Here is a 13,063-nt window from a genome sequence, read left to right on the forward strand (position 1 = left end):
GTCCCCTCCGGCGCAGAGAGTCCCCCCACTCATGGTCAATCCCCCCGACCCTGGCCGCATCGTCCCGCGACTGAATCTGAAGTTTCACTTCGACGCCACGTTCCCCCGCGTGTGGCATCACAACGGTCTGGGTTCCACGCAGCTGTGGAACGGGCTCAACATGCTCTTCCCCGAGGGAGAGCGGTTCATCGTGCGCAGCGTCAATCACTACCTTCATGCCCTGGATGACGCGCCGGAGCTGCGCGCGCAGGTGAAGGCGTTCTTCGCCCAGGAGGGCAAGCACGCGCGGGAGCACCAGGACTACATCGAGCTGCTGGAGTCCCAGGGCTACGTCATCTCCGGCTTCATGCGGGCCTATCACCGCATCGTCTGGGGCTTCATCTTCAAGTACTTCCCGCCGGTCCTGCGGCTGTCCATCGCCGCCGCGCTGGAGCACTACACGGCCATCATGGGCGAGAACACGCTGACGCTCGGCGTGTTCGCGGATGGCCACCCGGCCATGCGCGCGCTCATCGAGTGGCACGCCGCCGAGGAGATTGAACACAAGTCCGTGGCCTTCGACGTGCTGCGCAAGGTGGCGCCCGGCTATGCGCTGCGGGTGACGGGGATGTGCGCGGCCGTCATCGCGCTGTTTGGCCTGTGGTTCGCGGCCACCGTGACGCTGCTGCGGCAGGAGCCCGGGCTGGGGTGGACAGGAGTGTGGCGCGAGCTGCGGCGCGCCCACGAGAAGGACCCGGTCCTGGTGCGGGTGGTGTGGCGCGGCCTCAAGGAATACCTGCGGCCCTCCTTCCATCCGTTGGACAACGACAACCTGCACATCGCCCGGGCCCACCTGGCGACGCTTGAAGAGCCCTCCCGCGCGGAGGCCGCCTGAGCCGTTCCGCCGAGCCCACCACGAGGACTTCCGGAAGCACGAGGCGTCCTCGCGGGCGGAGGCTGCTCACGATGTTGACCTCGCCGCGCCTGGCCGTCGCCGCCCTCCTGTCCGTGGCCGTTCCGTCGGGCGCGGAGGCCTTCTGGGTGAAGGACCACCACGCGTTGACCGAGGCCGCCATTGAACGGGCCCTGGCGGCGGGGGGCCCCCGCTCCCTGGCCGCGCACCGGGACGCGGTGCTGCACGGCGCCACCGCCGAGGACCTCAACCTCCACGTGAAGTGGACGGGCTGGCACCACTTCTACCGGCCGGAGGGCGCGCTGGACTCCTCCTTGCGCGCGGGCTCCGACGCGCGCGTGCGAATGCTCTGGGAAGAGGCCCTGGATGCCGCGCGAGGGGGAGATTGGGCGCGGGCGTGGGACAGGGCCGGGCACCTGTCGCATCACATCCAGGACGTGGCCTCGCCGCCGCATGTGGTGCCGGTGAATCATGGCTTCGCGGATGGCTTCGAGGGCTGGGGGCTGCGCGACGTGCTGACGCGGCTGCCTTCCCGCGAAGTCGAGCCGCTGCCGGGGCCCGAGGCGCAGCACGCGCTCGCGAGCGAGACGCTGGAGGCGGTGCGCACCCAGTTCCTGCGCGCGGAGGACGGCGTCGAGCTTCCCTGGAGCACGTTCTGGGTGGAGCCGGATGCCCGTCGTCCGGGTTCCTTCGGTGTCTACGGGAGCGTGGGCAATGCCTTCGGTCAGGCCGAGCCTCGCTGGAAGGACGGCGCGCACCGCGTGGCGCCCGCGACGTACGACGCCTTCATGGCGGACCGGGCCGCCGCGGCGGTGGCGTATACCCAGGCATTCCTGACGTGGGCGGGCGCTCGCTTCGAGGAGGTCGCCGCACCGGACGCACCTGCCTTCACGGCGCGAGGGTTCATCCCGTCGCCGGAGCTGTCGCTGCAGGCGCTGGGCGGCATGGCTCAAGACTCGCGAGGCGGCACACCCGTCGCGGGACTGCGCGCGGGGCTGCCGTTGCCGCATGCGCTGCGGCTGTCGGTGGAGTGGACGCGGGGCCTGGGGTTGGGGAACCGTCCGCTACCGGCGGGTGGGTGGAGCCTGTCGGTGTTGTCTCCTCCGCTGTGGGCCTGGCGACCGGCCTATTCCGTGGGCGTGGACGTGCGGGCTTCTCTGGGCGTGGGGTTGTTCTCCCAGGAAGGGGGGACTCGCTTCGGCGTGCCGGTGGGCCTGCGCGCGAGTGCACTGCTCGGCGGGCCGTTCCTCGCGAGCACGGAGCTGCGCTACCAGGGGCTGCGTCCGCTCTCCAGCGGGTGGACCCATGGGTTCGCGTGGACACTCGGCTTCGGTGTCGCACTGGGTGACCGCTGACGCGTGAGATGTCTCGGGAATGAAACGCGAATCGCCGCGTTGTCGCGCGCGTCCCCCCGAGTGCATCACGGCCCCTTGGAGCCGTTGTCATGAAGACTTCGCGAAGGAAGTTCCTGCAGTACTCCGCCGCGGGCGCGTCGCTGCTCGCGCTCGGACCCGAGGCGATGGCCGCGTCGAAGAAGGGCGCGAAGAAGCGCATCCTCATCCTGGGCGGCACGGGGTTTCTGGGCCCCGCCGTGGTGGAGGCCGCGAAAGCACGGGGCCATTCGCTGACGCTCTTCAACCGCGGCAAGACGCGCCCCGAGCTCTTCCCCGACGTGGAGAAGCTGCGCGGCGACAGAGACCCGGACAAGGACGAGGGACTCAAGGCGCTGAAGGGGCGCAAGTGGGACGCGGTGGTGGACACGTCCGGTTACTACCCGCGCATGGTCCGCGCCTCGGCCGGGCTGCTGGCGCCGAACGTGAAACAGTATGTCTTCATCTCCAGCGTGTCCGCCTACGCCAGCGACAAGACGCCGCGCGAGGACGAGAGCGGTCCCACGGCGACGCTGGCGGACCCCACTGTCGAAAGCATGGGCAAGGACTACGAGTTCTACGGAGGACTCAAGCGCGCGTGCGAGGAGGCCGCCGAGGCCGCGTTCCCGGGGCGCGTGGCCAACATCCGTCCTGGTTACATCGTCGGGCCGGATGACCGCTCGGACCGCTTCACGTACTGGCCGGTGCGCTTCGACAAGGGCGGGGAGATGCTCGCGCCCGGGACGCCGAAGGACCCGCTGCAAATCATCGACGTGCGAGACCTGGCCGAGTGGCTGGTGTTGCTCATCGAAGGCCAGGTCAACGGCGTCTTCAACGCGGTGGGCCCCGCGGAGCCGTGGTCCATGGGCGCGATGCTGGACACGTGCCGGCAGGTGACGGGACGGGACACGAAGGTGACGTGGGTGCCCGCGGAGTTCCTGGAGAAGCAAGGCGAGACGGGCGATGTCCGCCTCCCCATCTACATGCCGCCCACCGGCACCAGCCTGGGCACGCATCTTCGCAGCAACGCGAAGGCAGTGAAGGCGGGGCTGAAGTTCCGCCCGGTGGACGTCACCGTCCGCGACACGCTGGCGTACTTCAAGGGGCTGCCCGAGGAGCGCCGGAACAAGCCGCGCGCGGGGCTGCCCGCGGAGCGTGAGGCGGAGCTGCTGGCGCTGTGGCGCAAGGCCCAGGCTCAGCCTCAGGAAGAAAAGCCGGCCGCGACTCCGGCCCCCGCGGCTTCTGGCAAGGGCGGGTAGCGCCCTTGGTCGAGTGTCCGTACGGGCACTGACTCCCGCATGCTGGGCGCACCTCGGGCCGTCGCTCCCGGGGGCGTTCGCGCTTCGTGCGGCCCCGCTTCATGGTTGCCGAGTTTCCCTACCTGTCACGAGCGCCGCGCAAGCTCCGACGTGTGAGGGGCTCCCACCGTGGCCCCTGTCCGCCTGGACAGCGAGCGGGCCGGGGCGAACTCTGTCCTCGCCCGCGCGACGCACGGTGATAAGGACGGCCCGGCTGTTACCCAGGGCCACACCCAATCCCCATGTCCAGCATGCACTCCCTGCGCGGCGCTCCCGTCCTCTCTGAATTCCGGCTCGCCAAGCTGCTCGCGCAGTGCCGCGAGCAGGTGCCCTCCGTGTCGTCCGTCTATGCGGAGCACGTGCACTTCCTCGACGCCCCGAAGGCCCTCTCCGAGGACGAGCAGGCGATGCTCGGCCGCCTCCTGGAGTACGGCCCGAAGGTGCCCTCGGGCGAGCGTGCGGGCAGCCTGTTGTTGGTGGTGCCCCGCCCGGGGACCATCTCTCCCTGGTCCTCGAAGGCGACGGACATCGTCCAGAACTGCGGCCTGGGCTCCAAGATTCGACGCCTGGAGCGAGGCCTCGCGTACTTCGTGGCCGGCCCCGAAGGCCGCGCGCTGGAGCCCGCGCAGGTGGAGCGCCTGAAGCCGGTGCTGCATGACCGGATGACGCAGGCGGTGCTGGAGCGCCTGGAGGACGCGGCGGTCCTCTTCTCCGAGCACGAGCCCCGGCCCCTCACCACGGTGGACATCCTGGGCGGAGGCCGCGCGGCGCTGGTGACGGCGAACCGCCAGTTGGGCCTGGCGCTGGCGGAGGACGAAATCGACTACCTGGTGGCGCGCTTCCAGGAGCTGAAGCGCAACCCCACCGACGTCGAGTTGATGATGTTCGCGCAGGCCAACAGCGAGCACTGCCGACACAAAATCTTCAACGCGAGCTGGACGCTGGACGGCAAGCCGCAGGAGCGCTCGCTCTTCCAGGCCATCAAGAACACCTACGCCCAGCACAAGGAGGGCGTGCTCTCCGCCTACAAGGACAACGCGGCCGTCATCGCGGGGTTCGAGGTGGACCGCTTCTTCCCGGACGCGGACACGGGCGAGTGGGGGACGGTGCGCGAGCCGGCCCACATCATGGTGAAGGTGGAGACGCACAATCACCCGACGGCGATTTCGCCGTACCCGGGCGCGGCCACGGGCGCGGGCGGAGAGATTCGCGACGAGGGCGCCACCGGACGCGGCGCGAAGCCCAAGGCGGGACTGACGGGCTTCACCGTCAGCCACCTGCGCATCCCCGGCTTCGAGCAGCCCTGGGAGCAGCCCTACGGCAAGCCCGACCGCATCGTCTCCGCGCTGGACATCATGATTGACGGTCCGCTGGGCGGGGCCGCCTTCAACAACGAGTTCGGTCGCCCCAACCTGTGCGGCTACTTCCGCAGCTACGAGGCGCAGGTCGCCACGCCCGAAGGCGTGGAGGTGCGCGGCTACCACAAGCCCATCATGATCGCTGGCGGGTTCGGCAACATCCGCGCGCCGCACGTGCAGAAGGGCAAGCTGCAGCCGGGGGACAAGCTCATCGTCCTGGGCGGCCCCTCCATGCTCATTGGCCTGGGCGGGGGCGCGGCGTCCTCCATGGCGCAGGGCGCGAGCGCGGCGGACCTCGACTTCGCCTCCGTGCAGCGCGACAACGCGGAGATGGAGCGGCGCTGCCAGCAGGTCATCGACCAGTGCTGCGCGCTCGGCGAAAAGAACCCCATCCGCTCCATCCACGACGTGGGCGCGGGCGGCTTGTCCAACGCGCTGCCGGAGCTGGCGCACGACAACGAGCTGGGCGGCCGGCTGGAATTGCGCGCGGTGCCCAACGCGGAGCCGGGCATGTCCCCGGTGGAAATCTGGTGCAACGAGGCGCAGGAGCGCTACGTGCTGGGCGTGGCGCCCGAGGACCTGGCGCGCTTCACCGCCTTCTGCGAGCGCGAGCGCGCGCCCTTCTCCGTGCTGGGCGAGGCGACGGAGGCCCAGGTGCTCAAGCTGTCCGACTCGCGGCTGGGCACGCCGCCCATCGACCTGCCGATGGACGTGCTGTTCGGCAAGGCCCCGCGCATGCACCGCGACGCGACGTCGCGGCCCCTGGCGCACGCACCGCTGGCGCTGCCGGGTGACCTCAAGGCGCTGGCCGAGCGTGTGCTGAGCCACCCCACGGTGGCGGACAAGTCCTTCCTCATCACCATTGGTGACCGCTCGGTGTCGGGTCTGGTGGCCAGGGACCAGATGGTGGGCCCGTGGCAGGTGGCGGTGGCCGACTGCGCGGTGACGCTGTCCACGGTGACGAGCACCACGGGCGAGGCCATGTCCATGGGCGAGCGCACGCCGCTGGCGGTGGTGGACGCGGCGGCCTCCGCGCGGATGGCGGTGGGCGAGGCGCTCACCAACATCGCCGCGGCGCGCATCGACAAGCTCTCCGACGTGAAGCTGTCCGCCAACTGGATGGCGGCGGCGGGCAGCCCCGGCGAGGACGCGCAGTTGTACGCCGCCGTGCACGCGGTGGGCATGGAGCTGTGCCCCGCGCTGGGCCTCACCATCCCCGTGGGCAAGGACTCCATGTCCATGCGCACCGTCTGGGAGGAGGCTGGCGCACGCAAGGTCGTGACGTCGCCGGTGTCGCTCATCATCTCCGCCTTCGCGCCGGTGCTGGACGTGCGTCAGTCGCTCACGCCGCAGCTGGTGGAGCCAGGCGAGGACACGCGGCTGCTCTTCATCGACCTGGCCAAGGGGCGGCAGCGGCTGGGCGGCTCCATCGCCGCGCAGACGCACGCGCAGGTGGGCCCCGAGGTGCCCGACGTGGAGGACGCCGCGCTCTTGAGCGGCTTCTTCGCGGCGGTGCAGGCGCTCAACGCGGAGGGCCGGTTCCTGGCCTACCACGACCGCTCCGACGGCGGCCTGTGGGCCACGCTGTGCGAGATGGCCTTCGCGGGCCACTGCGGCGTGGACGTGGACGTGGCGGCGCTGGGCGCCGACGCGACGGCGGCCCTCTTCAACGAGGAGCTGGGCGCGGTGGTGCAGGTGCGCTCGGCCGACGTGGCCCGGGTGCGCGAGGTGCTGGGGCAGCACGGCCTCGCGGCGTCCTGCCATGAGCTGGGCCGGCCGACGTCCGCGCTGGAGGTCCGCGTGCGCCACGGCGCCCGGGTGCTGCTGTCCGAGGGCACCATGGACCTGCGCCGCGTGTGGTCTCGCGTCAGCCACGAGCTGCAGAAGCGCCGCGACAACCCCGTGTGCGCGGAGCAGGAGTACGCGGCCAAGTGCGACGCGACGGACCCGGGCCTCACGCCGAAGTTGACGTTCGACGTGGGGCTGGATGTCGCCGCGCCGTTCGTGGCGAAGGGCGCCCGTCCCCGCGTGGCGGTGCTGCGTGAGCAGGGCGTCAACAGCCAGCAGGAGATGGCGGCGGCGTTCACCCGCGCGGGCTTCCTGGCGGTGGACGTTCACATGAGCGACATCCTCGCCGGGCGCGTGTCGCTGAAGGACTTCCACGGCGTGCTGGCCTGCGGTGGCTTCTCCTACGGAGACGTGCTGGGCGCGGGCGGAGGCTGGGCGAAGTCCATCCTCTTCAACCCGCGCGCGCGCGACGAGTTCGCGGGCTTCTTCGCGCGCTCCGACAGCTTCGGCCTGGGCATCTGCAATGGCTGCCAGATGATGTCTGGCTTGAAGGACATCATCCCGGGCGCCGAGCACTTCCCTCGCTTCGTGCGCAACGCCTCCGAGCAGTACGAGGCGCGCCTGGGCACGGTGGAAATCGCTCGCACGCCGTCACTCTTCTACCAGGGCATGGAGGGCAGCCGGATGCTCATCGCCGTGGCGCACGGCGAGGGGCGCGCGGAGTTCTCCGACGCCGCCGAGGCCGCGCGCATCAACGGGCTGGGCTACATCACCACGCGCTGGGTGGACAACCGGGGCCAGGTGGCGGCGACGTATCCCGCCAACCCCAACGGCTCGCCCCATGGCATCGCGGGCGTTACGACGCGGGATGGGCGCTTCACCGTGACGATGCCGCATCCCGAGCGCGTCCACCGCACGTTGCAGCACTCGTGGCGGCCCCGGGAGTGGACGGGCGACGACGGCCCGTGGATGCGGATGTTCCGCAACGCTCGCGCCTGGCTGGGCTGAGGCGAGCGGACAGCGCCCCGACCTCGAAGATGCTGTCGAGGCCGGGGCGACACGCGCCGCCTACGCGCGGACCAGCTCCAGCGGCTGGCCTTCTTCCACGTGCTTCATCGCCACGGAGTTCATGCAGTAGCGCTGCCCGGTGGGCGGCGGTCCATCCGGGAAGACGTGTCCCAGGTGGCCGTCACAGCGGGCGCAGCGCACCTCGGTGCGAACCATGCCGTGCGAGCGGTCGCTGATCTCCGTCACCGAGTCCGCGCCACTCAACGGCTGGGTGAACGAGGGCCACCCCGTGCCGGACTCGAACTTGGTCCCCGCCTTGAAGAGGGGATTGCCACAGCCGGCGCACACGTAGGTGCCCGGTGTCTTGGTCCCCAGGAAACACCCCGAGCCCGGGCGCTCCGTGCCATGCCTGCGCAGGACGTCGTACTCCTCGGGAGTCAGGCGCTCGCGCCACTGCGCATCGCTGAGGGTGAGCTTGTCGACCATGCCGTCACGCTCCTTTTCCCGGGTCCACGCCCGGGGTTTCTCTTGGATGCCCATCCTGCCCAATCGTCGCGCCCGCTGGCCAACCTGGAATGAGGCCCCCTGTCCGCCCGTCCGCCCTTCCTCCGGGCCCAGGGGCAGGGCGAGCACGACGCCTCCGCTGACGCCACGTTAGGGCGTAGCCCATCGTTCACACCCCCATCAGCGGAGGCGCCATGCGGATTTTCGAGCTGATGACGAAGAATGTGGAGACCATCGAGGCCGACGAGTCGCTGCGCGTCGCGGCCCTGCGGATGCGCACGTGCAACATCGGCTCGCTCCCTGTCACCGACGGCGGGCAGTTGGTGGGCATGTTGACGGACCGGGACATCACCGTCCGTTCAACGGCCCTGGGACAGGACCCCAACGAGACGCGGGTGCGCGAGGTCATGACGACCGCGCTCATCACCTGCGAACCGGACGCGACGCTGAGCACCGCCGAGCAGCTCATGGAGGACAAGATGGTGCGGCGGCTCGTCGTCGTGGATGAGGCCCGCCGGCCCCTGGGCATCCTCAGCCTGGATGACCTGGCCACCGTGCCCGCGGAGTTGATGCGCGCGGGCGCGGTGCTGGAGCACCTGCGTCACGCGTAGAAACCCCGAGGGGCGGAAAGCCGGGAGCTCCGGCCCCGCCCCTCGGTTCTTCATCAGGCCTCCGCCGCCGGCCCACACTCGGCCGCGAGCTCCGCCAGCCCCGCGTCCCAGGACACGTCCCGCTGCGAGCCGTCCCGCTTTCGCAGCCTGACGCCGTTCGCCTGCACTTCGCGCCCGCCCACCACCACGAGCCACGGGACGCCCGCCTGGTGCGAGTCCAACACCTTGCGCGACAGCGACTCGCCGCGCGCGTCCACTCGTGCGCGGCAGCCCGCGCGTCGCAGGCTGGCGGCGAAGCGCTCCGCGTAGTCCACCGCCGCCTCACCCACGGGCGCCACCACCACCTGCTCCGGAGCGAGCCACGCGGGCAGCGCGCCCCCGTGGTGCTCCAGCAACACGCCGATGAAGCGCTCCAGGCTGCCCAGCAGCGCGCGGTGAAGCATCACCGGACGGACCTTCGCGCCCGAGGACTCCTGGTAGCGCAGGTCGAAGCGCTCGGGCAGCACGAGGTCGAGTTGAATCGTCCCGCACTGCCACTCGCGCCCCAGCCTGTCCTTCAGCACGAACTCCAGCTTGGGCCCGTAGAAGGCGCCCTGACCCGGCTGGAGCTTGCAGTCCAGTCCGGCCTGCTTCGCGGCGGCGGCCAGCCACTCCTCGGCCTGGTCCCATACCTCGTCGCTTCCCGCGCGGGACGCGGGCCGGCCGGAGAAGGCGACCTGCACCTCGTCGAAGCCGAAGCTCGCGTAGAACTCCTTCAGGGAGCGCGCGAAGGCCACGACTTCATCCACCACCTGCTCCGGGGCACAGAAGATGTGCCCGTCGTCCTGCGTGAACTGGCGCAGCCGGAACAGGCCATGCAACGCGCCTCCCGGCTCGCTGCGGTGCACCAGCCCGAACTCGCACAGCCGCAGGGGCAAATCCCTGTAGCTGGGCGCCATGCGCTGCACGAGCTCGATGTGGCCCGGGCAGCTCACCGGCTTCAAGGCGAGGTGGCGGTCCCCGTCCTGGAGCAGGAACATGTTCTCGCGGAAGTTCTCCCAGTGGCCGCTGCGCTCCCACAGGGGCTGCGCGTAGACTTGCGGCGTACGGACCTCGAGGTAGCCCTCGCGTTTCATTCGCTGGCGGACGCGCTCCTCCAGCAGTTGGTACAGCTTCCAGCCGCGCGGGTGCCAGAAGACCATTCCCGGTGCCTCTTCCTGCAGGTGGAAGAGGTCCAGGCGATGGCCCAGGGAGCGGTGGTCTTGTTCGTCGAGCATTGCTTCGTCTCCGGATACGGAAGGGTTGAATGCCTTGCCGGACGGAGCACTGAGCGAGTGCACGGCTGCCCCGGCCGAAAAGGCGGGGCGGAAAGCCGTGCGGTCGTCAGCTCACTTCGCGACGCGCACCGCTCCACACCCGCCGTAGCGAGTCGTGGTGCGGGTGGTCGTGGTGACGATGACGAAGCTCACGAAGAGTAAAATGCAGGCGGGCCCGGGAATTGTCAACCGGACCCGCCGGACAACCCCTTGCAGGGATGTACGCGGCTCAGCAGCTCAGCTTGCCGTTGTAGCAGGCGCAGTACGACTCGACGTCCCCCCGACAGCAGGGCTCGTGCTGCGAGCAGCGCCGGCCCGAGAGCGAGAAGCAGGGCCGGTACGTGCCAGGACAGATGGTGGGGGGGCAGTAGTGGACGACGCCATCACACGTCACGCTCTGGTTGTTCACGTAGCTGCACGTCGTTCCCGTGCAAGAGACCGACGTCCCGCCGTAGCAGGTGGCCGTGCAGGTGACGAGCTCCTGGGACACGTCCTGGACCTCTTCCGACACGACTTCACCGTTGGGTGTCGCGAGGTCCGCGCCGCCACAACCCATCAACGAGACACCAAGGACCGCTGCCATCATCACGATTGCGCGCTTCATGGGAATCCTTCCGGGGAGGACTTGCGTCAGACGCCCAGGGTGAGCGTCTTGTGCTTGTTTTCCCATGAATGCCGGGATGGGTGTCGAGCCTCCCCTCGCGCGGAAGTGTCCAGGCGTGGACGCCCTAGAGGCAGTGGAAGCGCTTCATGGTGGGGTCGCAGGCGCACCACAACAGGAAGTCGCCATCGCAGCAGTCCACCCGCCTGATGCAGCGTTTCCCCTCGTAGGTGGAGCACTGGGGAAGGTCACCCGGACAGGTGACGAGCTCCTGGGAGGACTCCTGCGTGGGCTCCTGGGAGAGCGGCTCGCCGCCCTCTTCCGCCAGAGGCCCACCGCATCCCAGCCACGAGACACTGAACAGCGCCACGCACAGCACGAAGACACGCTTCATGGGCTTCCCTCGGTTCGCTTCGGATGGAGCGCCGGGAATCGGTCGCTCCCCGAGAGGGACTGTGGCATGTGCACTGTGAGTGCGTCAGGAATTGGCCCGCACCGGCAACTGTCAAGTCACGCCAGCAGCGAGGCCAGTCCAATCATGCCGGCGATGAGGAAGAAGAGGGACTCGCCAGCGATGAGACCGCCGCCCACCAGGGACATGGTGCTCATGTCCTCGGGGAGCGCTTCGCCCTGGCCAGGGCTGCCCGCTGCGACGGGGCCGCGCTTCTTCGTCACCGTGTTCCACACGGACGCGATGATGCCGCCCGCGCCGAACCACAGTGCCGCCGGAAAGGACACGAAGGCGCCGAAGGACGACGCGTAGGGGCTGGCCAGCACCAACGAGTCCATGGTCCAGCCCACCGCGAAGCCCGCGCGCGAGCTCTTGATGTAGCTCTGATAGCCCTGGTGACCCTGGAGCAGCTTGCGCAGCACCTGGATGCCGAAGCCGAGCCCCAGGCCGAAGAACATCGCCTGAATCTTGGCGTCCGACAGCGAGCCCAGGTCCCGGATGGCGCCCACCAGCTTGTAGGTCATGGCGGAGCCCCACTGGCCCACCGGGGCATTGGGGTTGTCGAGCTGGTTGATGGTCAGCGCGGGGTAGGCCGTCATGAAGACCTTCGCCAGACCCACGCACAAGAGCGCGCCCATGATGACGCCCATCACCTGGTAGCGGAACTGGATGACGCGGTTGGTGCCCAGGCGCCAGCCGGTGGAGCGGTCCTGCTGCATGTCGCAGCCCACGGACGTGGAGATGAGCAGGATGGTCGCCGCCATCAACCCCACCAGCGGGTTCTTCAGGCCCATCAACGACATCAACATGATGGAGATGACGAACGCGCTGGAGATGGGGTTCTGGTCGGTGATGCCGTAGGAGATGCCGTTGATGAGCACGAACAGGAGCGCCAGGGCCAGGCCGAAGGCGAGCCAGCCCAGGGGCTGCCCCAGCACGAGGGTGCCCACCAGCAGCGTCGCCGCGCCCCAGCCCACCACCCAGGCCAGCAGTCGGGGCATGTTGACCTTCTTCCACGCGGGCTCCTCGCCCTCCGCGACAGTGGCCCGGGCGCGCACGCGCGCGACGGCCTGGACCGCGAGCAGCGAGAGGTCCACCGCCGCCGCGCCGCAAATCATCGCCAGACCGATGAGGAAGCCCACCTTGCGGAACGGGTCCGTCGCGCCCAGCCAGCCCAGCTCGCGCAGATAGGGCAGTTGCCACGCGCCAATGACGGCCATCAGCACCGCGGGCACGGTGATGCGACTGCCGACAATCATGCCCGCGCCCAGCGTGGCGGCGCTCGTTCCGATGGCGGCGACGACGGCGATTTTCTCCGTCATCCACGCGGCGATGGCCCCCAGCAGCGTGCCACCGCCCAGCTTGGAGATGGACGCCTTGAGCAGCCGCTTGTCCGTCAGCGCGCGCAGGATGTTGGCCACCGCGAAGCCCGACGGGTAGTCGAGCTGGAGCCGGTCCACGAGCAGCGGCGTGTAGAGCATGCCCACGCCCACCGCGAACATGCCCACGCAGCCCACGAAGAGCATCAGGTGCCAGGCGGGGGGCATCTCCATGCCCAGCCACACCATGGCCTGGATGAGCACGGACATGGCGCACAGCGAGGCCACCGACGCGGCCATCGTCTGCATGTAGTTGGCGCCGTGCTTGCCCTCCGAGCCGTAGCCGTACGTGACGGCGCTGCCGAGGATGCCCGCCAGCACCTGTCCGCCGACGAAGAAGCCCACGCTGAAGTTCATGTACGACGCGGCGATGCCACCCAGGGGCCCGAGGATGAAGAGGGCCACGGCGCTCAACAGCAGGTGGTATTTCCAGGACCCCACCGGCGGCAGCCAGCCCAGGCGCGGCTGGACCTGCTCGGGGGCGTCGGACAGCGAGGACGGGGAGGGC

The 13,063-nt window shown here is 69.7% G+C and carries 10 protein-coding genes; 5 read left to right on the top strand and 5 right to left on the bottom strand.

Annotated elements, in window-relative coordinates:
- From FJV41_RS42225 to purL, 4 genes are all read left to right on the top strand, one after another.
- On the top strand, positions 1–874 hold an 874-nt coding region (locus tag FJV41_RS42225; protein WP_246137762.1), incomplete at its 5' end, for a metal-dependent hydrolase.
- A 71-nt stretch (positions 875–945) separates the two neighbouring features.
- On the top strand, positions 946–2,247 hold the full coding sequence (locus FJV41_RS42230) for a phospholipase C/P1 nuclease family protein (protein WP_141648291.1): 1,302 nt from the start codon (positions 946–948) through the stop codon (positions 2,245–2,247).
- A gap of 89 nt (positions 2,248–2,336) precedes the next feature.
- Positions 2,337–3,521: an NAD-dependent epimerase/dehydratase family protein gene (locus tag FJV41_RS42235; RefSeq protein WP_141648292.1), complete on the top strand. Its 1,185-nt coding sequence runs from the start codon at positions 2,337–2,339 to the stop codon at positions 3,519–3,521.
- A 281-nt stretch (positions 3,522–3,802) separates the two neighbouring features.
- Positions 3,803–7,714 carry a phosphoribosylformylglycinamidine synthase gene (gene purL, locus FJV41_RS42240; RefSeq protein WP_141648293.1) on the top strand — a complete coding sequence of 1,304 codons (3,912 nt, stop codon included), beginning with the start codon at positions 3,803–3,805 and terminating at the stop codon, positions 7,712–7,714.
- Between the two features lie 60 nt (positions 7,715–7,774).
- On the opposite strand, the gene msrB is transcribed toward purL, so the two are convergent.
- Positions 7,775–8,200 (bottom strand): peptide-methionine (R)-S-oxide reductase MsrB, encoded by a 426-nt coding sequence (gene msrB, locus FJV41_RS42245; RefSeq protein WP_141648294.1) that lies wholly within the window; start codon positions 8,198–8,200, stop codon positions 7,775–7,777.
- 212 nt (positions 8,201–8,412) lie between these two features.
- Here msrB and FJV41_RS42250 point away from each other — a divergent pair, with 212 nt between their 5' ends.
- The gene (locus FJV41_RS42250; RefSeq protein ID WP_141648295.1) at positions 8,413–8,829 is read left to right on the top strand and encodes a CBS domain-containing protein; all 417 of its coding nucleotides are present in this window, start codon (positions 8,413–8,415) and stop codon (positions 8,827–8,829) included.
- Positions 8,830–8,882: 53 nt separating this feature from the next.
- Here the strand turns inward: FJV41_RS42250 and thrS are convergent, their stop codons facing one another.
- The 4 genes from thrS to FJV41_RS42270 all read right to left on the bottom strand — a co-directional run bounded on the left by thrS (position 8,883) and on the right by FJV41_RS42270 (position 12,996).
- Positions 8,883–10,085: a threonine--tRNA ligase gene (thrS, locus tag FJV41_RS42255; RefSeq protein ID WP_141648296.1), complete on the bottom strand. Its 1,203-nt coding sequence runs from the start codon at positions 10,083–10,085 to the stop codon at positions 8,883–8,885.
- Positions 10,086–10,353: 268 nt separating this feature from the next.
- Positions 10,354–10,728: a hypothetical protein gene (locus tag FJV41_RS42260; protein ID WP_141648297.1), complete on the bottom strand. Its 375-nt coding sequence runs from the start codon at positions 10,726–10,728 to the stop codon at positions 10,354–10,356.
- 124 nt (positions 10,729–10,852) lie between these two features.
- Positions 10,853–11,119, bottom strand: coding sequence for a hypothetical protein (locus FJV41_RS42265; protein ID WP_141648298.1), 267 nt, complete (start codon positions 11,117–11,119; stop codon positions 10,853–10,855).
- A 116-nt stretch (positions 11,120–11,235) separates the two neighbouring features.
- Positions 11,236–12,996: an OPT/YSL family transporter gene (locus FJV41_RS42270; RefSeq protein ID WP_246137763.1), complete on the bottom strand. Its 1,761-nt coding sequence runs from the start codon at positions 12,994–12,996 to the stop codon at positions 11,236–11,238.
- Positions 12,997–13,063: the final 67 nt, after the last annotated feature.

Source organism: Myxococcus llanfairpwllgwyngyllgogerychwyrndrobwllllantysiliogogogochensis (assembly GCF_006636215.1).
GTDB classification, from domain to species: domain Bacteria; phylum Myxococcota; class Myxococcia; order Myxococcales; family Myxococcaceae; genus Myxococcus; species Myxococcus llanfairpwllgwyngyllgogerychwyrndrobwllllantysiliogogogochensis.